The 24,813-nt window shown below is 39.3% G+C and carries 13 protein-coding genes; all 13 read left to right on the top strand.

Annotation, left to right across the window (positions count from 1 at the left end; genetic code table 11):
* The first annotated feature begins 5 nt into the window (after window positions 1-5).
* The 13 genes from NBH01_RS08440 (at window position 6) to NBH01_RS08380 (ending at window position 24,801) form a co-directional block, all read left to right on the top strand.
* Entirely contained in the window at window positions 6-2,552 is a 2,547-nt protein-coding gene (locus NBH01_RS08440) for a non-lysosomal glucosylceramidase (RefSeq protein WP_250700064.1), read from the top strand.
* Between the two features lie 54 nt (window positions 2,553-2,606).
* Window positions 2,607-3,965, top strand: coding sequence for a glycosyltransferase WbsX family protein (locus tag NBH01_RS08435; protein ID WP_008767192.1), 1,359 nt, complete (start codon window positions 2,607-2,609; stop codon window positions 3,963-3,965).
* A 34-nt stretch (window positions 3,966-3,999) separates the two neighbouring features.
* The gene (locus NBH01_RS08430; RefSeq protein WP_008767191.1) at window positions 4,000-5,310 is read left to right on the top strand and encodes a glycosyltransferase WbsX family protein; all 1,311 of its coding nucleotides are present in this window, start codon (window positions 4,000-4,002) and stop codon (window positions 5,308-5,310) included.
* Window positions 5,311-5,337: 27 nt separating this feature from the next.
* Complete coding sequence (locus tag NBH01_RS08425; RefSeq protein ID WP_008767190.1) at window positions 5,338-8,541, top strand: SusC/RagA family TonB-linked outer membrane protein; 3,204 nt, start codon at window positions 5,338-5,340, stop codon at window positions 8,539-8,541.
* A gap of 11 nt (window positions 8,542-8,552) precedes the next feature.
* Window positions 8,553-10,475 (top strand): RagB/SusD family nutrient uptake outer membrane protein, encoded by a 1,923-nt coding sequence (locus NBH01_RS08420; protein ID WP_008767188.1) that lies wholly within the window; start codon window positions 8,553-8,555, stop codon window positions 10,473-10,475.
* A gap of 11 nt (window positions 10,476-10,486) precedes the next feature.
* Complete coding sequence (locus NBH01_RS08415) at window positions 10,487-11,683, top strand: DUF5000 domain-containing lipoprotein (RefSeq protein ID WP_008767187.1); 1,197 nt, start codon at window positions 10,487-10,489, stop codon at window positions 11,681-11,683.
* Between the two features lie 11 nt (window positions 11,684-11,694).
* On the top strand, window positions 11,695-12,903 hold the full coding sequence (locus NBH01_RS08410) for a DUF4998 domain-containing protein (protein ID WP_225678823.1): 1,209 nt from the start codon (window positions 11,695-11,697) through the stop codon (window positions 12,901-12,903).
* 2 nt (window positions 12,904-12,905) lie between these two features.
* Window positions 12,906-13,931 carry a glycoside hydrolase family protein gene (locus NBH01_RS08405; RefSeq protein WP_008767185.1) on the top strand — a complete coding sequence of 342 codons (1,026 nt, stop codon included), beginning with the start codon at window positions 12,906-12,908 and terminating at the stop codon, window positions 13,929-13,931.
* A 135-nt stretch (window positions 13,932-14,066) separates the two neighbouring features.
* Window positions 14,067-15,044 (top strand): family 43 glycosylhydrolase, encoded by a 978-nt coding sequence (locus NBH01_RS08400; RefSeq protein WP_008767184.1) that lies wholly within the window; start codon window positions 14,067-14,069, stop codon window positions 15,042-15,044.
* A gap of 259 nt (window positions 15,045-15,303) precedes the next feature.
* Window positions 15,304-17,337, top strand: coding sequence for a glycoside hydrolase family protein (locus NBH01_RS08395; RefSeq protein ID WP_011108528.1), 2,034 nt, complete (start codon window positions 15,304-15,306; stop codon window positions 17,335-17,337).
* 21 nt (window positions 17,338-17,358) lie between these two features.
* The gene (locus NBH01_RS08390; protein WP_008767181.1) at window positions 17,359-18,342 is read left to right on the top strand and encodes a glycoside hydrolase family 43 protein; all 984 of its coding nucleotides are present in this window, start codon (window positions 17,359-17,361) and stop codon (window positions 18,340-18,342) included.
* Window positions 18,343-18,976: 634 nt separating this feature from the next.
* Complete coding sequence (locus tag NBH01_RS08385) at window positions 18,977-22,957, top strand: hybrid sensor histidine kinase/response regulator transcription factor (RefSeq protein ID WP_011108527.1); 3,981 nt, start codon at window positions 18,977-18,979, stop codon at window positions 22,955-22,957.
* A 485-nt stretch (window positions 22,958-23,442) separates the two neighbouring features.
* Window positions 23,443-24,801 (top strand): SMP-30/gluconolactonase/LRE family protein, encoded by a 1,359-nt coding sequence (locus tag NBH01_RS08380; RefSeq protein ID WP_008765248.1) that lies wholly within the window; start codon window positions 23,443-23,445, stop codon window positions 24,799-24,801.
* Window positions 24,802-24,813: the final 12 nt, after the last annotated feature.

Raw genomic sequence — 24,813 nt, 5'->3', positions numbered from 1 at the left:
TTTTTATGGAAAAGTTGAAGTATTCTCTTTTGTTTATGATTTCGATTCTGGCTATTTCCAATAGATGGGTGTCGGCAAATGACATCGATGACGAAAGGAACCGTATATACAATAGTTCTTATAGTGGGAAATATAATAATCGAATCGCTTTTCCTATAGGGGGAATTGGTACAGGTATGTATTGTCTGGAAGGAACAGGCTATATATCTCATATGTCAGTATGGCATCGACCGGAAGTTTTTCATGAACCGGGAATGTTTGCTGCTCTGTATGTGAAGGGGGTATGTAATGGGGCTAAGGTACTTGAAGGACCTGTATCTGATTGGAGAAAATTTGGAATGCCCAATTACGGAACAGGAGGTAGTATGGGATCAATATTAGGACTTCCCCGTTTTGATACAGTCGAATTTGAAGCACGTTTTCCGTTTGCCAAGGTTTCATTAACAGATAAAGATATTCCCGTTAAGGTAACCATTTTGGGGTGGAGTCCTTTTATTCCGGGTGATCCGGATAATTCCAGTTTACCGGTAGGAGGATTGGAATATAGTTTAGAGAATACTAGTAAAGAGGTTCAGGAAACTATTTTCTCCTACCATGCTCGTAACTTTCTGAGTTGGGGTAAAGGATTGGATGCTATAAAAACGATGCCTCATGGGTTTATCCTTTCACAGTCAGGTACAGAAACGGAGCCTCATTTGCAGGGTGATTTTGCTATCTTTACGGATCAGGATTCTTTAAAGATTAATTATTGTTGGTTTCGTGGAGGATGGTTTGATAGTCTTACGATGCTCTGGAACGCTATTGAGGCAGGTTTAATGCCACAATGTCCAGCAATAGAGAAAGGTGCACCAGGAGCTTCTATGTTTGTCCCGGTAACATTGATGCCAGGGGAAAAGAAAACAATCAGGATTTATACGGCATGGTATGTTCCTAACTCGACTTTGAGGCTTGGAGAGGAACCGGAAGACTGGAATGACAATAATGTTGACTCCGCAAGACTAGCTGTAGAAAAGGCAGATAAGGGTAATTATAAACCTTGGTATAGTAGCCGCTTTACAGGAGTAAATGAGGTTATTGATTATTTTCTGTCTCATTATAAGATTTTGCGCAATCAGACAGAAAGGTTCACAGACTCTTTTTATCGTTCTACCTTACCGCCTGAAGTGATTGAAGCTGTTTCTGCTAACTTAAGTATTTTAAAGTCTCCAACGGTGATGCGGCAATATGACGGACGCTTATGGACTTGGGAGGGATGTGCCGATAATTGGGGATCGTGTCATGGCTCATGTACTCACGTCTGGAATTATGCACAGGCTATTCCACACTTATTTCCTTCTTTGGAACGTTCGTTAAGGCATACAGAATTTGAAGAAGGGCAAGATTTGAAAGGCCATCAAGTGTTTCGTGTCAATTTACCGATTCGTCCTACCCGGCACAATTTTCACTCAGCTGCTGACGGGCAATTGGGAGGTATAATGAAAGTATATCGTGAGTGGAGAATTTCAGGTGAAAATGAGTTCCTTATCTCTATGTATCCAAAAGTAAAAAAGAGTTTGGACTACTGTATCTCAACTTGGGATCCTCGTAGGGTAGGAAGTATTGAAGAACCACACCATAATACTTATGATATTGAGTTCTGGGGGCCGGATGGTATGCATAATAGTTTCTATTATGGAGCTTTATCAGCTTTCATTCGTATGAGTGAGTTTCTCGATAAAGACGTTACTGAATATAAGAAACTATTGAAAAAAGGACGAAAATTTACTGAAACAGGCTTGTTTAATGGTGAGTATTTTATCCAAAAGATAGAGTGGAGGAGATTGAATGCAAAAGATCCGACTGTTGCACAAAGTTTCCATAGTTCTTATTCTCCCGAAGCGAAAGAAATACTGGAGAAGGAAGGTCCTAAGTATCAGTATGGGAACGGTTGTCTGTCTGATGGAGTTTTGGGGTCGTGGCTCTCCCGAATGTGTGGGATGGAAGAAACTCTGAATACAGAAAAAGTGAAGAGCCATTTATTATCAGTACATCGATATAATTTTAAGAAAGATCTGACTGATCACGCCAATCCTCAACGTTCCCCTTACGCTTTAGGCAAAGAAGGAGGCTTATTATTAGGAAGTTGGCCTAAAGGGGGCAAGTTGTCATTACCTTTTGTCTATAGTAATGAAGTCTGGACAGGAATAGAATATCAAGTAGCTTCACATTTGATGCTACAGGGAGAAGTAGAAAAAGGCCTTGAGATCGTACGTGCCTGTAGGCAACGTTATGATGGAAGCGTCCGTAACCCTTTTAATGAGTATGAGTGTGGACATTGGTACGGACGAGCGTTATCCAGTTATGGCTTACTTCAAGGATTGACAGGAGTCCGATATGATGCTGTAGATAAAACACTGTATATTAATTCAAAAATAGGAGACTTTATTAGCTTTATCAGTACGGAGTCTGGATTTGGTAATATAGAACTTCGTTCCGGAAAACCTTTTGTAAAAGTAGTATCCGGTCATATAGAGGTTGACAGATTTGTCGTATCGGGGAAAGTAGTTGAATAATCAACAATAAGATAATAACTAAATTTTTAAGTGATAACTAAATACTATAATATTATGGATAGAAGAACTTTTCTTAAATCTGCGAGTATGAAAGGTACTGCCATTGTTACAGCTTCTGCTGTGGGTACTGAAATGCTTCATGCAGCGGAGAGCATAGGGGCTTCTGATGTTGCGTCAGGAAAGCGGAATGCTCCAAAAGCGAAACGGTTACCGGAAGATTTACAAGAGCTTGTAAAAGATAGTTCTTTGTTGAGAAAACCTGATAACCTGACAGTTGCCTGCTATACTTTTCCGAATTATCATGCTTCTGCATTGCATGATAAGATTTATGGGCCGGGTTGGACGGAATATAATTTGGTGAGAAGCGCCCGTCCTTGGTTCCAGGGGCATGCTCAGCCTAGAGGTCCCTTGCTTGGGGAGATGGATGAAAGTAAGCCGGGTACTTGGGAAAAATATAATGAGCTGTGCAAGCAGAGTGGTATTGATGTGCTGATTTGGGATTGGTACTGGTATAATAATGAGCCATGTTTGCATGAAGCTCTTGAGAATGGCTTTTTGAGAGCTTCAAACCGTAATGATGTGAAGTTTGCCTGTATGTGGACCAACCACCCTTGGTATGTATTGTATCCAACTTTATTACCCAATGGATATAAAGCTTATCCTCCAAGTTTTGCACCGGCAGATGGTAGCTTGAAAGAGTGCTGGCAGAGTTTGTCCTATATCATTTCCAGATATTGTCATTTGGAAAATTATTGGAGGATTGATGACAAGCCTGTGGTATGTATTTGGGACCCTAATCGTTTGGAGAAGAATATTGGGGTTGACGGGGTTAAACAGTTGTTTGCTGAATTAACGGAATTTGCCCGTAAGTTGGGACATAAAGGGTTACATTTCCATTCTTCAGGTTTTTATTCTCCTAATTCGAAAGAGGTTGGTTATAATACTGCCGGTTCTTACAATCCGTTTACTTGGGTAGCTGATAATTACCAGCCCAAGAATATCGAACTGCCGGATTATGGAGTGGCTGCTGCTGATGTGGCTTTCAAATTATGGCCTAAACATCATGATGACTTTGCCATACCGTATCTTCCATCTCTTTCGCCAGGGTGGGACTCTACTCCCAGATATATTCCGCCGGTGAGCAGACCGGATCAACCCAATCGCGATGCATGGCCTAATTGCGTTATTTTGGATAATGAAAATCCTGCATCTTTCAAAGCACTTGTTCAGTCGGCTTTTGCGTATTTGAATAAGCATAAGGATGTTCCTCCGATCCTCACTATTGCCTGTTTTAATGAATGGACTGAAGGGCATTACTTATTGCCGGATAACCGATTTGGATATGGAATGCTTGATGCGCTTGCTGAAGCCGTGGGAAAGTCTGATAACCATCAGATACATGGATTTTTTTAATATTGAATTTGTTGAACTTTAAATAAGAAAGAAAATGAAAAACCAGTTTGTTAAATGTATTAGTCAGTTATTGTTTTTATTGTTGATAATAGGTGTATTGCCTGTTTATGCACAGAAAAAAAGTAAAGAGAAGATTTATCGTTTGCCTGATGATCTTGAAACATTGGCAGGTGATCCTGCTTTGTTAAAGAAACCGGAAGGATTAACGGTGGCTGCTTATGCTTTTCCTAATTATCATGCTTCGGCTTTGCATAATAAAATATATTCTCAGGGCTGGACTGAATATAATTTGATTCGTAGCGCTCGTCCTTGGTTTGAAGGGCATCAACAGCCACGTACGCCCTTGTTAGGGGAGCTTGATGAGAGTAAGCCTTCTACTTGGGAGACATATAACAAGCTTTGCAAACAAAGTGGCATTGATGTTTTGATTTGGGATTGGTATTGGTATGATGGTAAACCATGTCTGCATGAAGCATTGGAAAATGGTTTTCTGGAAGCTAGTAATACAAAAGACGTAAAGTTTGCTTGTATGTGGACCAATCATCCTTGGTATGTATTGTATCCAACGAAGCGTACTGATGGAAGTAATGCTTATCCTCCAAGTTTTGATGCTCCCGATTTCTCTAAAGAAGAGTGTTGGAAAAGCCTTTCTTATATGATTTCACGCTATTGCCATTTGGAGAATTATTGGAGAATTGATGATAAGCCGGTGATTTGTATTTGGGATGCACGGCGTTTGGAATCTAAATTGGGAATAGCAGGAGTGAAACAGTTATTTGCGGAGTTGACGGATTATGCAAAAAAACTGGGACATAAAGGTTTGCATTTTCATGTGACAGGTTTCAGTTGTGGAAATATGAAAGAAGAGGGATATGATACTGTAGGCTCTTATAATCCGATGGATTGGATTGCAGGTCGCTTCCAACCCAAAGAAATCGAATTGCCGGATTATGGAACAGTGGCAGCTGATGTGGCTTTTAAGTTATGGGATGAACATCATGGTCAGTTTGATATTCCTTATGTTCCGGCTGTAGCTCCGGGATGGGATTCTACTCCAAGATATATAGCTCCGGCGAATCGTCCGGCAAAAGCAGACCGTAGTCAATGGCCGGGTTGCACTATTTTTAAGAATGAGAATCCAGCCTCTTTCAAGGCTTTTGTTCAATCGTCTTTTGTGTATTTGAACAAACATCCGGAAGTTCCACGAATTCTGACCATTGCTTGTTTTAATGAATGGTCTGAAGGACACTATTTATTGCCGGACAATCGTTTCGGTTATGGTATGCTCGATGCTTTAGGGGAAGCCTTAGGTAAAGAAGGAAATCACGAAAAGCACGGGAAATGATTTGTTAAACGTTAAATCTGAGAACTTATGTTTACTATGACAAACTTTGCAAAGAGAGGACGGTTGTCAATCTCTTGGAGGGCATGTATCCTGTTAGTTGGTCTTTGTTGTCCTTTTCCTGTAGTTTCTTCTTATGCAACAGACAGTATAACAGAGATTCAGCAGAATAAGACAAAGAAATTTAGAGGTAATGTATTGGATGAGGCAGGAGCACCGGTAACAGGTGCTACTGTCCAGATACAAGGGAAAGCTGGCGGTGTCATAACTGATATAGATGGTAATTTCACGATCGAAGTTGGCGAGAGTGATGTTTTGCAAATAACCTTTATAGGTTTGGAGACTCAACTGGTTCCTGTTAGAGGAAAAGCGTCTATGAAGATTGTGATGAAAGAATTACGGGATGAGCTGGAAGAAGTGACAGTAGTAGCTTTTGCTAAGCAAAAAAAAGAGAGTGTAATCGGTTCTATTCAGACTGTAAAACCTGCGGAGCTGAAAACACCCAGTAGTAATCTGACTACTTCTTTGGCTGGGCGTATGGCAGGTGTGATAGCGTATCAACGTAGTGGTGAACCAGGGAAAGACAATGCTAATTTTTTTATACGTGGTGTAACGACGTTTGGTTATAAAAAAGACCCATTGATTTTGCTTGATAATGTGGAAGTATCGTCAGATGACTTGGCGCGAGTACAGCCCGATGACATTGCTAGTTTCTCAGTATTGAAAGACGCGACATCTACAGCGTTATATGGAGCACGTGGTGCAAATGGAGTTATCTTGGTAACAACAAAAGAAGGAAAGGAAGGAAAAGCTCAGGTGTCGGTTCGTGTGGAGAATTCCTTTTCAGCTCCGACGAAGATGATTGATATTGCTGATCCTATTTCATATATGAGATTAAACAATGAAGCCGTTCTGACACGTGATCCTCAAGGGGTCATTCCTTATCCGGAATCTAAAATTGCTAATACTATGGCTCCCAATAGGAATCCGTATGTTTACCCGACCGTAGACTGGATGAAAGAGATGTTTAAAGATTATACTGTTAATCAGCGGGTAAACTTCAATGTAAGAGGTGGTGGTAGTGTGGCAACTTATTATCTGGCGGGCACATTTAGTAATGACACAGGATTACTTAAGAATGATGGATTGAATAACTTTAATTCGAACATTAGCCTGAAGAAGTACAATATCTTATCAACTTTTAATATTCATCTGACAAAGACAACAGAAGTGAAGGTGCGTTTTCAGGCTGATTTTGATGATTATCGTGGTCCTGTTGACGGAGGTAATATCTTATTCGATCATGCTATACACGCAAGTCCGGTTGATTTTCCTAAATATTATTTGCCTGATTTACAAAATCAAGGGGTAGGACATCCGCTTTTCGGTAACATGGAGGGAGCTAACCATATCAATCCTTATGCAATTATGACTAGCGGGTATAAGGATTATAGTCGTACCAACATTTCTGCACAAGCAGAAATTGAGCAGAATTTGGACTTTATAACAGAGGGGTTAACTGTACAAGGGCATTTTAGTACAGTGAGACGTTCTTATTTTGATGTTTCCCGCTCTTATACTCCGTATTACTATAAAATTGGTTTTTATGATAAAGAGTCGGATAACTATGTATTACAAGCACTAAATCCTGATAGCGGGACAGAATATCTGGGCTATAGTGAAGGGCCGAAAGATGTCTATACCCAAATATATATGCAGGCTAAAGCCAATTATGTCCGGAAGTTTGGTTTGCACGATGTAGGAGCTTTGTTGGTATATCAAAGGAAAGAAGAACTCTTGGGGAATGCCGGTAGTGTTATAAAATCATTACCTAAAAGAAATCAGGGAATATCTGGTCGAATGTCTTATGGTTATGATAGCCGTTATTTTGTAGAATTCAACTTTGGATACAATGGATCCGAACGATTCGCTCAGAATGAAAGATATGGTTTTTTCCCTTCTATAGGAGGTGCATGGATGCTCTCTAATGAGGCTTTTTGGAGACCGATAGAGAAAGTGGCAAATAAGTTGAAGTTAAAGGTTACTTATGGTCTTGTCGGTAATGATGCAATAGGAAGTGATTCAGATCGATTTTTCTACTTGTCTAATATGAATATGAACTCTTCCGGTAGAGGACAGGTTTTTGGAACCAACTGGGGAAATTATAAAGATGGGATTTCCACGGTACGTTATCCCAATGAGTTTATAACATGGGAAGTTGCAAAGAAGCTGAATATTGGTTTTGAACTAGGCTTGTTCAATAGTTTGGATGTACAATTTGACTATTTCCGTGAAGACCGTTCTAAAATCCTAATGGACAGAAGTTTTATTCCTACTACAATGGGATTGGAGGCTAGTGTACGTGCTAATGTAGGTGAAGCTGCATCTCATGGAGTAGACTTGTCGGTGAATTATAACCATTGGTTTAATAATAAGATTTGGTTGCAGGGTTATGGTAATTTCACTTATGCGACAAGTGAATTTAAAGTGGCTGATGAACCGGATTATGCTGCTGCCGGATTACCATGGAGGTCAAGAGTCGGTTACAGTTTGAGCCAACAATGGGGATATATTGCAGAGCGACTTTTTGTAGATGAGGCAGATATTGCAAACTCTCCGGTACAAAGTTTTGGGACATATTTGCCTGGTGATATCAAGTATAAGGATATAAATAAAGATGGAAAGATATCTGATGCTGACTTAGTTCCTATCGGTTATCCTACAACGCCTGAGATTACGTATGGTTTTGGGTTGTCAATGGGATTTAAGAATTGGGACATATCTTGTTTCTTCCAAGGATCTGCAAGATCTAGTTTCTTTATAGATTCGGAGCAGATAGCACCATTCAATAATCCTCCGTCAACGACAGGTTCTTATACTCGGAAGACAGCATTATTTCAGGCGATAGCTGATAGCTATTGGTCAGAAGAACATCGTGATATTTATGCATTCTGGCCGCGTCTTTCTACTGAATCGATAAAGAATAATACTCAAGTGAGTACTTGGTGGATGCGTGATGGTTCTTTCATGCGCCTGAAATCATTAGAGTTAGGGTATAGCTTTCCGCAACAAATGATAAAGAAGATTCATTTGACTAAATTGCGTTTGTATGCGAATGGAACTAATTTATTGACCTTCAGTAAATTTAAACTTTGGGATCCGGAGATGGGTGGATTAGGAGTCGGATATCCCAATCAGCGTGTTATTAATTTAGGTATACAAGTTGACTTTTAAAGAATAATAATATGAAAACTAAGAAGATATTTAATTTCCTGCTACTCTTAGGTTTCTTGTCTGGATGTGATTATCTTGATATTGTTCCAGATAATCTGCCGACTTTAGAGATGGCTTTTAATAACAAGAGTTCTGCTGAAAGATTTCTGTTCACTTGCTACTCTTTTGTTCCGGAACATGGTAAGATTGGAACCGACCCGGGGATGGATGTAGGTGATGAAGTGTGGTATTATAGTGATAATTCTGCCGACTATTCAAATAAAACGACTTTTTGGATAGCCAAAGGCATGCAAAATTCCAATGAACCTTTGGTCGATTATTGGAATGGGACACAATGGGGAAAAGCCATGTTTGTAGGGATACGTGATTGTAATGTTTTTATAGAAAACATAGAGAAGGTTCCTGATCTTTCGGCTTATGATAAAGAAACATGGAAGGCAGAAGCCAAGGTCTTGAAAGCCTTCTATCATTTTTGGATGATGAGAATGTATGGTCCTATCCCAATTATAAAAGAAAACATCCCGGTTTCGGCTGGTGAGGATGAAGTGAGAGTCGTTCGCGATAAGATAGATGATATTGTGACTTATATTGTTTCTCTGATAGATGAGTCAGTCGAATATTTGCCATTGAATATTCAGAACGAAGCAGCAGAAATGGGACGAATAACTCGTCCGGCTGCTAAGGCTATTAAGGCTAAGATATTAGCATTTGCAGCGAGCCCGTTTTTTAATGGCAATCTGGATTATGCAAATTTCAAAAATGCCGAAGGTGAACCATTCTTTAATCAGGTATATGATAATGAGAAATGGACAAAAGCTGCGGATGCCTGTTTGGAGGCCATTCAATGTGCGGAGGAAGCGGGACATGGACTTTATGAGTTCGTAAATATGTCTTCTACCCAATTGAGTGATGAAACAATTCTTTCATTAAGTAATCGTTGCAAGGTTACCGAGCGTTGGAATAAAGAACTTGTTTGGGGATGTGGACAATCGGGTATAAGAGATTTGCAGGTACTTTGTCAGCCTTGGTTAGAGTCTAATTACTCTTCTGACGACCGATATCATAATGCCCGAAATGGAACATTTGCACCCACTTTGGCTGTGGCTGAAACTTTTTATACTAAGAATGGTGTACCAATGGATGAAGACAAAAATTATGATTATAGTAAGCGATACACTACTCAAGTAGCAACTGAAGCCGATAAGTATTATATTCAACCGGGTTATACGACTGCAAAACTACACTTTGATAGAGAACCTCGTTTTTATGCAACACTAGGTTTCGATGGTTCCAGTTGGTATGGCATTGGTAAGATGGATGATAATGATATGTGGTATCTTCAGGCAAAAGCCAAACAGGCTTCAGGAAAGCGTGGAAATACTTTGTATTCAATCACTGGATATTTTGCAAAGAAGCTGGTACGTTATCAGAATGCGATGGTTCCTGCAAGCATACAGATAGAGACATATCCTTTCCCGATAATACGGTTGGCAGATTTATATCTGTTGTATGCTGAAGCTTTGAATGAGGCTAAGAAAGAAGAAGGCACAGTGCCTGAGGATTGCTATACTTACATTGACAAAGTGAGAGCAAGAGCCGGGCTAAAGGGAGTAAAAGATTCATGGCGTTTATATGCGAATGATGCCAATAAACCCAATACTTATGAAGGCTTTCAGACAATTGTGCGCAAGGAAAGAATGATTGAGTTGGCGTTGGAAGGGCAGCGTTTTTGGGATATAAGACGCTGGAATCTGGCTAATCAATACTTTAATAAGTCTTTGCAAGGATGGGATATTAATCAATCTGAAACAAACGAATATTATAAGCTGAATACTTATTTTATTCGTAACTATGAAGATCGTGAAAATCTTTGGCCCTTAAAAGATTATGACTGCATTGTGAATCCTAAATTAGTTCAAAATCCTGGTTGGTAAAAATGAATATTATGAAATCATATATAATGGTATTGCATCTTGTCTTGATATTCTTATCAATCGGATGCAAAGAAGACGATAACATAAGACCCTTTGGGAAAGATGTGGAAGCTGGTGCTCCTGGTGTAGTATCAGAGATTAAAGTGAAAAATATTCCGGGTGGAGCGGTTATATCTTATCAACTACCAGATAATCCGGATATCATGTATGTGAGAGCCCGCTATAAAGTTGGTCAGGGGAAAGAAATGGAGGCTAGAGCCTCAGTCTATGCAAATGAATTGACTGTCAATGGATTTGGAGATATGAATGAACATGAAGTTGAATTGTCTTGTGTGGACCGGATGGAAAATGAGGGGGCTACGACTGTTGCAGTAGTAACTCCATTGAAGCCTTCTGTTCTGACTACCTTCGAATCTTTGGAAGTGAATGCTACATTTGGTGGGGTATATGTAAATTTCAAAAATCCAGAAAAAGCGAGTCTTTCTATTCATGTTGTAACTACTGATTCGTTAAATCAGCCTTATGAAGCTCATGTACAATATACACAGGCAGAGAAAGGACCTTTTTATGTTCGTGGATTTAAAGCAGAAGAAAGGATGTTTGATATTTATGTAGTTGACCGTTGGGGGAATAGTTCGGATACTTTATATAATGTTTTAACTCCTTACGAGGAAACCCGATTAAATAAAAAACTTTTCTATCCATACATATTGCCGAATGATGTAGCATGTAATGCGTGGGGAGGAAACTTAGCTTATGCATGGAATGACGATTATACTCCTGCTCTTTTTGTACATAGTCCGGGTGGAGATACATTCCCGATGTGGTTTACTTTTGATATGGGAGTCACTGCGAAACTGAGCAGGTATAAATTCTATCATCTTTTTATGGAGGAACATGCTTTCCAGCGTGGTAATCTAAAGACTTGGGAAGTTTGGGGGAGAACAGATACGCCTCCTGCTGACGGAAGTTGGGATGGATGGACTAAATTGATGGATTGTGAGTCTCATAAACCGTCAGGACTACCTGTTGGGCAGCATACAGCAGAAGACTGGGAATATTTGCAAGCAGGTGAGGATTTCGAATTTCCGGCAGAAGCTCCTCCAGTGAGATATATTCGTTTCAAGGTTCTTGAAACATGGGGAGGTATGGACTTTATACACTTTACAGAATTTACTTTCTGGGGCAATGTAATATCTAACAATTAAAAGAGCTGAATATGAAATATTTATATAAGATAGGATTAATACTTAGTGTTGTATTGACTGCCGGAGCTTGCTCCGGTCAGTTGGACACGATCCAAGAGTATCTGGATGCCGGTGAAACTATCTATGCGGCAAAAATGGATTCTGTTGACATACGTCCTGGATATAATCGGGTAGAAGTAACGGGATTACTTAAATATGGTATGGATACAGAAAGGTGCGTTATTCATTGGACACCGGACAATGACTCTTTAGTAGTGCCTGTTAAACGGATAGATCTGGTAGATACTTTTCGTGTTTTTATAGAGAATTTACCTGAAGGTACTTATCAATTTGAGATTGTTACCTATAACAAAAGTGGGTATCGTTCTATTTCAACCTCAAAAGGAAGTAAAACTTATGGTGATCGGTACATAAGTTCTTTACGGGTACGTTCTTTGTTGAGTACAGAGGTTGAAGGGGAAAATCTGTTACTAAATTTTTCCTCAGAAATGGCCGAAGCATTGGCAACTAAAGTGTTTTATCTGAATAGTGCCGGCGAGAAGCAGGAACAAGAGGTGGCAAGAGGAGATAATCAGATTAAGATTACTGATTGGAAGCCGCGGGGAGCCTATGAAGTCAAAACATATTATATTCCGGAGGTGAATGCAGTAGATACTTTCTCTGTTTCTTCAACGGGGGTATTCCCAGAAAAAATAGTTGAAATGGATAAAAGTACATTCCGTGAAATAATACTGGATAATGATATCCGATTGAACGCTTGGGGAGGAGCATTATGGAAAGCATGGGATAATGCATACGAAAATACAAACTATGCACATAGTGATAATACGAATCCGATCGTTTTTCCTGCTTGGTTTACTTTCGATTTAGGAGAGAAAGCTCTTTTAAAGCGTTTTGACTTGTTTTCGGTTGTTCGTGATGATTTGAATTATAATGGAGGAAATATGAAGAGCTGGGAAATCTGGGGTAGAGAAGATGAACCGGCAAATTCTTCTTGGGATGGATGGACTAAGCTGATAACTTGTAATTCTTTCAAGCCTTCTGGCAAGCCTGTTGGCGAGAATACGGATGAAGACAATTCTTATATAGCAAAAGGAGAAAAGTTTGATTTTCCATCAGGTATTCCGGAGGTTCGCTATATAAGAATTAAGGTTCTCGATTCATGGAGTGGACAGGGATATGTACAGTTCTCGGAATTTACATTTTATAAAAGTGAATAAAAATGAAACATCTACTTGCTGGTATTTTAGTATGGGTGATATGGGGACTTTGTTCTTGTCAGTCTGATGGTAAGGTGATCATTCCTTCACCCATTTATGTAGATAATCACTATCATGGTCCGGCTGATCCGGAGATAACCTGGAATCCTAAAACAGAAGAATGGATGATTTTTTATACATCACGTCGTCCTTTTAAAGATCAGGCTTCTTATGTAGGAACGCCTGTGGGGGTTGCTGTGTCCAAAGATTTTGTACATTGGAAGTTTGCGGGATATTGCTCGTTCGATGGTGTAGGCGGTCAGCCGGATAGTGAGAAAACGTATTGGGCACCGGGTGTGATTGTGGAAGGTGATAGTGCCCATATGTTTGTGACTTTGAAAGATGACTCTACTCCGGTCTGGGGTGGACCTAGTAACATTGTTCATTTCTCTGCACCTTTGGAAGATATGATTTCAGGGTGGAGACGGGTAAATACAGTGGTGGATACTCCGATTTCTATTGATGCGACTGTTGTAAAGAATGGTGATCGTTGGGATATGTGGTATCGTGACCGTCCGACAGAAGATACAGGCGGATTGTATTATGCACAAAGTAATGATTTGTATCATTGGACATTAAAGGGGCTTGCCAAAGGCGATATTAATAATGTCGAGGTGACGAAGCATACATATCAGGAGGGGGCTTATGCTTTTCAGTGGAAAGGTTATTTCTGGATAATAGCTGATCCTCATAAAGGATTGGCCGTGTATCGTTCGAAAGATGCGGAGAACTGGGAATATCAAGGAATTGTCATGTATGAACCGGGTACTCGGTTCTTTGACAATACTCGCGCCCGGCATCCTAGTGTCATTATCAGAAATGATCGGGCATTCATTGTATACCATGTGCAACCCTTTTTAGGATATAATCCAAATACACACGAGGCTGGTGATGATGTTTACCAGAAACTGAGTTTCTTGCAGATGGCGGAATTGGAGTTTAAGGATGGAAAACTTATTTGTGACCGTAATAAGGTACTGTATAAATAAGATTGCAGGATATTGGATGTCATTATATTAGATATTATTTCTGTAAATGAGTAAATAGATTAAGTAAAGCGTGGAATATTACCACATATTTCACGCTTTTACTATATAGATGTGTCAGATTAAAACAATATAGAGATGAAAAAACTGTTGTTAATAGAAATTCTCCTTACCATAAGTTTTACGCTTATGGCAGAAGATCCCGCTAAGACTTATAAGAACCCGGTTGTTAATTATAGTTTGCCCGATCCCAGTGTGATCAGGGCAGAGGATGGATACTTTTATTTGTATGCAACGGAAGATATCAGGAATTTACCGATTCACCGTTCTAAAGACTTGATCAAATGGGAGTCTGTCGGTACAGCTTTTACCGATGAAACACGTCCGACTTTTGAGCCAAAAGGGAATTTATGGGCACCTGACATTAATAAAATAGGAGACAAATATGTACTCTATTATTCGATGTCTTGCTGGGGAGGTGAGTGGACTTGTGGAATAGGCGTAGCTACTGCCGACAAACCGGAAGGCCCTTTCGTAGATCATGGAATGATGTTTAGAAGTAATGAAATTGGGGTTCAGAATTCGATTGATCCATTTTATATAGAAGATGGAGGGCGGAAATATATGTTTTGGGGGAGTTTTCGCGGCATATATGGAATAGAGTTAACAGCCGACGGGCTAAAAGTAAAATCTGGAGCAGACAAGAAACAGATAGCAGGAACCGCTTATGAGGGGACTTATATTCATAAAAAGAATGGATATTACTATCTGTTTGCTTCTACCGGAACTTGTTGTGAAGGATTGAAAAGTACGTATCAGACAGTAGTAGGGCGTTCTAGTTCATTGTGGGGACCTTATTTGGATAAACAGGGAAGGTCTATGCTCGATAATAACCATGTGGTATTGATTCATAACAACAAAAGCTTTGTAGGCACAGGACATAATGCGGAACTAATAACCGATAAAGCAGATAATGATTGGATTTTATATCATGGAGTGAGTGTTTCCAATCCCTATGGGAGAGTTTTATTGTTAGATAGAGTTGATTGGAAAAAAGGGTGGCCTGTTGTGAAAAGTAGTTCTGCTTCTACAGAATCCCCCAAACCTCATTTTTAAAACGATTTCTTTTTAGATATTGACAGGAGAGATTAAAATAGGTATTATTCCAATATAATTAGTTGTTTTTTTAGGCAGTTTGAACAGAATTTTTCTTTTATCGGTCAATTTGTGGCATTCTGAACAGCTGATGTTTGCTAACTTTGCCTTCGTCATCAAAGATTTTATTTTGTAGAACAGACAGAATTAAGATAACAACAAAATTTAATACTAACAGAATCGGAGATTGATTGCTACTGATTCGCATAATTTGATTTATATGAATTTAAAATGCTTACTTTGTGGAATAGCTATTTTGGTATGTGTCGGAACCGTAAAGGCTATTGACAATGTGTCGGAACGTGTATCCGCATCTATTTCTTTGAAAGTGCCGGGAAATGAGGCAAAACAGTACCCGTTGACTTTCCAGAAGACCAAAAACGACAAAAGCGCTTATCAGTTGGAAGCCTCTGAAAGAATTCCGTTGACAGTTTATCAAACAATAGAAGAAAAAGGCGGAAAATCGCAGATAACAGTATGTATCACTGCATTGGAGGATGTATATTTTAATTACAGTCAACAAGTGTCAACAGGGTTCCGCCATGATGACTGCCAGTTCTACATGCCCGGATTCTGGTATCGCCGTAATCTTCGTTCTCCAAAGTCGGCTCCCTCGTTTCATACTTCGGATAGTTGGTTGGTGCGTGAAGATAGGTTAAGTACCCCTCTTACAGGTATCTACAGTGAGGGAACCAAACGTTTTATGACCGTAAACCGTATCGATCAGTTCGAGAATGACGCTTTGACTACTCATCGGGAGGGAGAGGTTATTCTTTCCGGTAAAACCTCCCTTGGTTTCACCGGCTTTGAGAATCGTAATGGCATAGCTACACTTTCTTTCGGTTTCCCCTATCAGGAAGCTCCTAAGAGCTATATTCGCAAGCTGACATTGGCCCCGCAGGTAAAGGCTTTTCAGTTGTTGAAAAAAGGTGAAACCGTTTTATTGAACTGGACTATTTATGAAGATGCAGCCGAAGATTACTCGGATTTTATTCGTCATACTTGGGAATATTGTTACGATACTTATGCTCCAAAGCCAGTTGATACTCCCTATTCAATAGCGGACATGAAAAATACTCTTAGTTCTTTTTTCGTGAATAGCTTGGTGAGTAAACCGGAGTTGACTTACTATTCAGGGGTAGGCTTGCGGACAGATGATTGTAAAAGTAACGGAGAGGCGGAAGTCGGTTTTGTCGGACGTGTTCTTTTGAATGCATTCAATGCTTGGGAATATGGCTGGGAAAGCAATCGGGCAGAACTGAAGGAAAACAGCCTTAAGATTTTTGACAGTTACTTGAAGAATGGCTTTACTGAGGCAGGGTTCTTTAAGGAATTTGTGAATCTGGATCGTAACTTTGAGGAACCGGTTCATAGTATTCGCCGTCAATCAGAAGGAATCTATGCAATGCTTCATTTCCTGGCATACGAGAAAGAACAAGGACGTCGCCATCCGGAGTGGGAACAACGGATGAAGAAGATGCTTGACATGTTTATGCAATTGCAGAATCAGGATGGTAGTTTTCCACGTAAGTTCCGGGATGATTTTTCTATAGTCGATAAGAGCGGTGGTAGTACTCCTTCGGCTACTCTGCCATTAGTGATGGGATATAAGTATTTTAAAGATAAACGCTATCTGGATAGTGCCAAGAAGACAGCGGATTATCTGGAAAATGAACTGATTTCGAAAGCAGATTATTTCTCCTCTACACTTGATGCAAACTGTGAAGATAAGGAGGCATCGCTTTATGCTGCAACTGCTACTTACTATTTGGCATTGATAACCAAAGGAGAAGAGCATAAGCATTATGCCGACCTGACGAAAAAAGCTGCATATTTTGCGTTGTCATGGTATTATTTGTGGGATGTACCTTTTGCTCCCGGTCAAATGTTGGGTGATATAGGACTGAAGACACGTGGATGGGGTAATGTGTCCGTAGAGAATAACCATATCGATGTGTTTATCTTTGAGTTTGCTTCCGTGCTTCAGTGGTTGTCTAAAGAATATAAAGAACCTCGTTTTGCAGATTTTGCGGAAGTGATTTCTACGTCTATGCGGCAGTTATTGCCTCACGATGGTCATATGTGCGGCATTGCCAAAGTCGGTTATTATCCGGAAGTTGTTCAACATACGAACTGGGATTATGGAAGGAACGGAAAAGGATATTATAACGATATCTTTGCACCGGGATGGACGGTAGCCTCTTTGTGGGAGCTATTGACTCCGGGACGTGCCGAAAAGATGTTGGTTAAGTAATTCATCTAATCTGTGATATATATGCTAAAGAAACGATTCTATATTCTACTGTTCTTCTGCCTGCTTCTTGGAGGAAATGTAAATAGCAGTACAGTGGATAAAGGTGATAACAATGCTCCGTTTGAGAACAAACGTACGGAAACGGACTACTTGCCTATTGCTGATCCGTTTGTGATGCTTTACAATAATAAGTACTATGCTTATGGCACCGGAGGTACAGTGAACGAAGGATTTGCCTGTTTTTCTTCTGATGATCTGAAAAACTGGAAACGTGAGAGGCAGGCGCTTTCTGCAGATGATTCATATGGTAAATGGGGATTCTGGGCGCCGGAGGTTTATTATATTCAATCAAAGAAGAAATTTTATATGTTTTATTCTGTAGAAGAACATATCTGTGTGGCTACCTCAGATTCTCCGGTAGGACCTTTTCGGCAAGAGTCGAAGCAACCTATCTGGGAGGAGAAGAGTATAGATACCTCTCTTTTCATTGATGACGATGGTACTCCATACCTCTATTTTGTACGTTTCACAGATGGAAATGTTATCTGGGTAGCTCAGATGACCGATGATTTAATGAAGATTAAAAAGGAGACTTTATCGGAATGTATAAAAGCAGAAGAGCCGTGGGAACTATTGCAGGCTAAAGTAGCGGAAGGACCTTCGGTGCTGAAAAAGAAGGGTATGTATTATTTGATTTACTCTGCCAATCACTATCAGAATAAAGGCTATGGAGTAGGATATGCCACTTCTAAGTCGCCAATGGGACCATGGACTAAGTATGACAAGAATCCGCTCTTGCAAGGGGATGAGTCTACCGGACTGGTAGGTACTGGACATGGTGCTCCTTTTCAATGCAAAGACGGCAGTTGGAAATATATTTTTCACGCTCATTGGAATAAAGAGAAAATACACCCGCGTACTTCATACTTTAAAGACTTTACCATATCTAAACAAGGTGTCGTTTCTATAACCGGAAAGGTTATTAAACCGAAAGTTATAAAGTAAACGGTTATCTTTATTTTTTCTGAGCAAATATTGTTCAAAAAGTAGGAGACTTCAGATATTAATGATTGATACGTCAGATATTAATAGTTGGCATGTCAGGTCTTAACAGTTGAGAAGTCAGTTATTAATGTCTGATAACGCAGGCATTAGTGTCTGAAGTCAGGTATATTAGGCATTGTTACAACAGTTATTTATCCTTGCCGGAATACTTATGTTTGCTTGTCAATCTTTCCATACGTATTGAGTGGATTGCATAAGATATTTATTTTATTCAAACTGATAGAGGGATCGAATACGGTTCCTCTATTGTTTTATACTACTGTATCGTTGTTTTAGTTATGTATTTCCATGTATTTGCATAGAATCTGTTAACTTTTGAACAATTTTTGATACACCAAATATTCCATGTTTGCTACTTTTGTCTTATAACTAACTAATAAATCGAATAGCGCATCATATTCAATAAACTATTATCTTTCACCGGTTTCTCTTTGATGTTTGCTTATTGTATAATAGTACCAATGATGGAAGGGTGTTCTGCTCACTTGATTTAGTGACAATGGCATCTGTTATTTGAGATATTAGATTAACTTTGTTGTATATAATACTTTTTTAATAAGATGAGGAGCACGTTATGAGAATATTGCACAGTCTTTCTATATTGATTGTTTTTATCTTTCATACTTTTTATGTATTTGCCGATTTGAATGAGGGTTATGCTTTTCGTTCACTGGATATAAATAATGGCTTATCTCAAAATACGGTTCACGCCATTCTTCAGGATAAACAGGGTTTTATGTGGTTTGGAACGAAGGATGGATTAGACCGATATGATGGCATTTCCTTTCGGGCTTTTATGAAAGAGTCCGGCACTTTGGGGAATAACTTCATTACCTCCTTGTACGAAGATCAGCAAGGACAAATCTGGATAGGAACAGATGTAGGACTCTATGTATATTCGCCTGAGCACGAGACTGTGGAACGTTTTATAATGAAAAGTGATTTAGATACAGGGATCGATTATACGGTCAATCTGGTGACGGGAGATAAGGACGGAGGAATTTGGGTGGTGACACAATCTCAGGCGGTTTTTTATTATAATCCTCAGACTAATAAGCTGATAAATTATCTGTCAGATCAATCCGGCAGGTTGAAATTTGGTAGTCTTGGGCAACTTTACTTTGATTCGGATAATGTATGTTGGCTGGATATACGTGATGGCAACTTGTATTTTTCAAAGGACAAACTCCAAACCTTGGTCCCGGTATTTCCTAAAGATGGAAATGAACCTTTCAAAGGAGAATATATATGCAAACTACTTCCCGGTCCTTATAATTGTATGTATGTCGGGACCATAACGGGGTTGAAAGAAGTGAATCTGACCAATAAGACTGTGCGTACTCTTTTATCCAAAGATGAATCCGGAGATGATATTTATGTTCGGGAGATAGCATTCTATTCGGATGATGAGTTATGGGCCGGAACGGAATCTGGGCTTTATATTTATAATTTACGTACAAAGAAAACTGTTCATTTACGGAATGTGAGCGGTGATCCGTATTCTATTTCCGATAATGCCATTTATTCGATTTGTAAAGATCGTGAAGGGGGGATATGGATTGGATCTTATTTTGGTGGTGTGAACTACTATCCTAAGCAATATACTTATTTTGATAAAGTCTATCCCCGGACAGAAATTGATGAAATGGGGAAACGAGTGCGGGAGTTTTGTGCCGATCATGATGGTACTCTCTGGATCGGTACCGAAGATAAGGGGCTTTTTCATTATTATCCTTCTACAGGGCTGATCGAACCATTCAGGCATCCGGACATTTATCATAATGTACATGGATTATGTCTGGATGGGAATTATTTATGGGTCGGACATTTTGCCAAAGGGCTAAATCGGATTGACTTGAGAACCCACGCTGTAAAGCATTATTTTGATGCTCCTAATGATATCTTCTCTATTTGCCGGACTACTTCAGGTAATTTATGGCTTGGAACAACAGCCGGATTATTCCGTTATCATTCTGAAACAAACCGTTTTGAACGTGTACCTGAACTTGGTTGGGTATTTATATATAATATCAAGGAGGATAAACAGGGGAATCTATGGCTGGCAACTTACATAGATGGTGTATATAAGAGAAATGTACGTACTGGTGAGTGGGAACATTATATGCATGATGAAACGAATCCTTCAAGCCTGCCTTCCAACAAAGTGCTGAGTATATTTGAGGATAGCCAAAATCAGCTTTGGTTTACAACACAGGGAGGAGGCTTTTGTCGCTTTGATCCTTCTGGTAAGATATTTGTGCGTTATGATTCGAGTATTGGATTGCCGAGTAATGTCGTACATCGAATTGAGGAAGATGAAAAGGGGTTGTTTTGGATTACAACCAATAAAGGGCTGGTACATTTTAATCCGAAAACTTTAGAATTTAAGGTGTATACGATTGCTAATGGGTTACTGAGTAATCAATTTAATTATCAGTCCAGTTACAAGGACAAGAATGGACGGATATACTTTGGTAGTATTAATGGTTTTATTTCTTTCGAACCGTCTGTTTTTGTTGACAATGATTTTCTTCCTCCTGTGGTAATAACAGATTTTATGCTCTTTAATAAAAAGGTTCCGGTTGGTAGTACGGACTCTCCGTTAAAGCAAAGTATCACATTATCCGACTACCTTGAGCTTCAATCGAATCAGAACTCGTTTTCTTTCAGTGTAGCAGCTCTTAGTTATCAGTCACCTGATATGAATACAGTATTATATAAGCTCGAAGGGTATGATTCAGAATGGTATTCGGTGGGTAAAAATCTGATTACATATTCTAATTTACCCTATGGGACGTATGTGCTAAAGGTAAAGGCTGCAAATAGTGATGGAATCTGGAATCCGGATGTTCGTACTTTAAAGATCCGGATTCTACCTCCGTTTTATTTGTCTGTATGGGCTTATATCATCTATGTAATATTAATACTCGGAGCACTTTTCGCTACTTTCTTCTACTTTAGAAAGCGGGCAGTCGAAAAGCACCAGAGAGCGATGGAGAAGTTTGAGCAGGAAAAAGAACGGGAACTTTATACTTCTAAGATAGAGTTCTTTACGAATGTGGCACATGAGATCCGAACCCCTCTGACGCTGATCAAAAGTCCTTTAGAAAGTGTACTTACCGAGAAGGAACTGCCTGAAAATGTGAAGATGGAATTAGAAATTATGGACCAGAATGCAGAACGATTACTGAATCTGACAAATCAATTACTTGATTTCCGTAAAACAGAAAATAAAGGGTTTAAGTTAAATCCGGTAGAGTGTAGCGTCGGTTCTATTATTCGTTCTGTTTATAAGCGCTTCACCACTTTGGTTAACCAGAAAGGAATTGAGCTTAAGGTAGAGATTCCCGAGGAGGAATTATTGGCTTCTGTGGATAAAGAAGCTTTAACTAAGATTCTCAGCAACTTGTTTACGAATGCTTTGAAATATGCCCAAACATATGCTTATCTCAGCTTATCTGTTGATGAGGCAGGGAAAGAGTTTACTATTGTTATGAGCAATGATGGAAAGATAATCCCTATTGAGATGCGTGAGAACATATTTCGTCCTTTCGTACAGTATCGGGATGGAAAAGACATAGTTCCGGGAACAGGCATTGGGCTGGCTTTGGCGCGTTCATTGGCAGAATTACATCAAGGGACGTTAACGATGGATCAAGATATGGAGTGTAACCGCTTCATCCTTTCCATTCCGATACGGCATCAGACGGCTTCGGATGTTTTGGAAGAAGAACATCGTGAAAAGCCAGTGTATGATGAAGAAGATAATGAAACACGTATAATGCCTTCTGATAAGGATAAAAAGGAAGTTGCTTCGGTCTTGATAGTAGAAGATAATAAAGATATGTTGGCTTTTGTTGCCCGACAGCTCTCGCCATTATACCATGTTATAACAGCCGAGAACGGGATAGAAGCACTAAAAGTACTTGAACACGAGTATATCAACCTTGTGATAAGTGATATAATGATGCCTGAAATGGATGGACTTGAATTGTGTGAGCATTTGAAGTCTAATTTAGACTACAGTCATATTCCTATTATATTGTTAACAGCTAAAACAACACTGGAGTCGAAGATTGAAGGACTGGAACAAGGAGCGGACGCATATATTGAGAAACCTTTTTCTGTAGAATATCTGCGTGTCAATGTTGCCAATCTGTTAAGTAATCGTGAAAGGCTGCGTCGTCGTTTTATAGAGTCTCCTTTTATAAAGGCCGATACGATGGCTCAAACGAAGGCGGATGAAGTTTTTATTCAGAAGTTGAACGAGTATGTATCTCAGCACCTCGATAACACCGATCTGGTGATTGATGACATGGCGGAAGCTATGAATATGGGACGTTCTAACTTTTACCGCAAACTGAAAGGAGTATTGGATATGAGTCCGAATGAGTATCTTCGTTTGATACGTTTAAAGAAAGCTGCCCAGCTTCTGAAAGATGGAAGATATGGGATTGTAGAAATTTCTTATATGGTAGGATTCAATTCACCTTCTTATTTCTCAAACTGTTTTAAGAAACAATTTGGAGTGTTACCAAAAGATTTCATGCAATGAACAAATTCTTATAAAATTGCTCTAAAACTGATTCTGACTATCTCTGCACTGTTTTTTGGATAGAATTTAATAATATCAGGTTAATTTCTTATATCCTTTTCAGGTAGGTTCCGATAACTTTGCGAATGTCTCGAAGGTAGGAACTTATTTTCTGACCAGTCTATTTGGTTGGGAAAAAACTTTCTTCTAGATCAATTAATATAGAAGTAACGGATAAATACCAGATTAGAAACTGGCTTTATAAGCTATTAATTATTATTAATCAATATCTAATTTTTCGCACGAATATGATTTTGTATGTATTGTTTGGTAGATAGGGAGAAGAATTGATACATAAATAAGGAATTGGCAGGTATTAGTTTTTTTATAAGACTCTTCTTCCACTTTTCTTCGCTGAAGTATATAATCCTTAAATAATACGATTTATGAACAAATTCCTTTTATAAGGATCATGATATAAATGTTTAACCAAAATAATAAAGAAAATGAAAAACAGTTTTTTGTGTGTCGGCTCTTTTCTATTGGCTGCTAGTTTTTTTACTAGTTGTACAGAAGACAAGGATTGGTCCGGTGGATTGAAGAATTCTGATCTGGTATTCCAGACTTATTTGCCAACAGAAGGTGCCAAAGGAACGGAACTTTCTATTCGAGGCAATAATTTTGGAGAGGATATCAGCCAAGTCCAAGTATGGGTGAATGAAAAAGAAGCAGAGGTGATTTCGGTTACTTCTACCCGTATTATGGCTAGGGTGGCTGAAGCTAGTGGTAGTGGCGTAGTGAAAGTCAGAGTTGGGGAAGTAGTATACAGTTATCCTGATTTATTTTCCTATGGTTATATTCGCAATGTGTACACTGTAGCTGGTAATGGTCAAGGTACCACAGTTGATGGTGCATATCTTCAGGCTTCTGTCCAATGGCCTATTGTGATGGTTTATGATAAATGGGATGATGCCATATTGTTCTTGCAAGATGAAGGAGAACACCGCATCCGTCGTATGAAAGATGGTAAAATTGAGACTTTATGTTCCACAAAAAGCTTAGTGAACAATGCACGCAGTATATGCTTCTCTCTTGATGGAGATACATTGTTTATAGGCAATGATAATGCGAATAACTATGTGGCAAATCCTGTTGCAGTCGGAATGGTAACTCGTAAAGGTGGTTTCAAAGATCTTAAGTCATATATTCCTTCTGAGAAATTAGCTCAGCCCCATATTAATGGTATCGCTGTTAATCCTGTAGACGGTTCGCTTTTTACTTATCATTGGGGACGCCATGTGTTTCGCTATAATAAAGCTACTGAGACTTGTGAATATGTGATTACACGAGATCAGTTCAATGAATTAGTAGTTGGTTTGTTCCCGGATGCTGACGGAAATATGCAAAATATAGGTGGTGACGGTGGATATGGTGGACTTGCTTTCTCTCCGGATGGAAAGACTCTTTATTGGAATGGACGTGATCCATATCAGGGTATATTAAAAGCTGATTATGATCTTGTCACTAAAAAATGTACTAATCTAACCCGCTTTGCAGGTAATGGAGTCTGGGGGATTATTGATGGTCAAGGTGTTTCTTCACGTATGGACCAGCCTAATCAAATAGCAGTGGATGCGGAAGGCAATTTGTTAGTAACAACAGTTTATGGGCGCACTGTTCGCAAGATTACTCCTGAAGGATATGTGAGTACATATGCTGGAATAGGCTACCAGACGGGATATGTCGATGGGCTTGCTGCAGAAGCGAAATTCAACAAACCTTATGGTATTGCTATTGATGCCCAAGGTAATGTATATGTAGGTGATTGTGAGAATTGGCGTATTCGGGTAATCAAAGAAGAATGATTGTTAGAACTA

This window comes from Bacteroides sp. B1-V-101 (genome assembly GCF_023656585.1).
GTDB classification, from domain to species: domain Bacteria; phylum Bacteroidota; class Bacteroidia; order Bacteroidales; family Bacteroidaceae; genus Bacteroides; species Bacteroides thetaiotaomicron.
Note: the sequence above shows the minus strand (reverse complement) of the source record. Positions and strands in the feature narration are given on the sequence as shown.

What these genes read in the sequence shown, in the direction of transcription:
- NBH01_RS08440 (WP_250700064.1), top strand. Translation starts at nt 6, where the DNA reads ATGGAAAAGTTGAAGTATTCTCTTTTGTTTATGATTTCGATTCTGGCT.
- NBH01_RS08435 (WP_008767192.1), top strand. Translation starts at nt 2,607, where the DNA reads ATGGATAGAAGAACTTTTCTTAAATCTGCGAGTATGAAAGGTACTGCC.
- NBH01_RS08430 (WP_008767191.1), top strand. Translation starts at nt 4,000, where the DNA reads ATGAAAAACCAGTTTGTTAAATGTATTAGTCAGTTATTGTTTTTATTG.
- NBH01_RS08425 (WP_008767190.1), top strand. Translation starts at nt 5,338, where the DNA reads ATGTTTACTATGACAAACTTTGCAAAGAGAGGACGGTTGTCAATCTCT.
- NBH01_RS08420 (WP_008767188.1), top strand. Translation starts at nt 8,553, where the DNA reads ATGAAAACTAAGAAGATATTTAATTTCCTGCTACTCTTAGGTTTCTTG.
- NBH01_RS08415 (WP_008767187.1), top strand. Translation starts at nt 10,487, where the DNA reads ATGAAATCATATATAATGGTATTGCATCTTGTCTTGATATTCTTATCA.
- NBH01_RS08410 (WP_225678823.1), top strand. Translation starts at nt 11,695, where the DNA reads ATGAAATATTTATATAAGATAGGATTAATACTTAGTGTTGTATTGACT.
- NBH01_RS08405 (WP_008767185.1), top strand. Translation starts at nt 12,906, where the DNA reads ATGAAACATCTACTTGCTGGTATTTTAGTATGGGTGATATGGGGACTT.
- NBH01_RS08400 (WP_008767184.1), top strand. Translation starts at nt 14,067, where the DNA reads ATGAAAAAACTGTTGTTAATAGAAATTCTCCTTACCATAAGTTTTACG.
- NBH01_RS08395 (WP_011108528.1), top strand. Translation starts at nt 15,304, where the DNA reads ATGAATTTAAAATGCTTACTTTGTGGAATAGCTATTTTGGTATGTGTC.
- NBH01_RS08390 (WP_008767181.1), top strand. Translation starts at nt 17,359, where the DNA reads ATGCTAAAGAAACGATTCTATATTCTACTGTTCTTCTGCCTGCTTCTT.
- NBH01_RS08385 (WP_011108527.1), top strand. Translation starts at nt 18,977, where the DNA reads ATGAGAATATTGCACAGTCTTTCTATATTGATTGTTTTTATCTTTCAT.
- NBH01_RS08380 (WP_008765248.1), top strand. Translation starts at nt 23,443, where the DNA reads ATGAAAAACAGTTTTTTGTGTGTCGGCTCTTTTCTATTGGCTGCTAGT.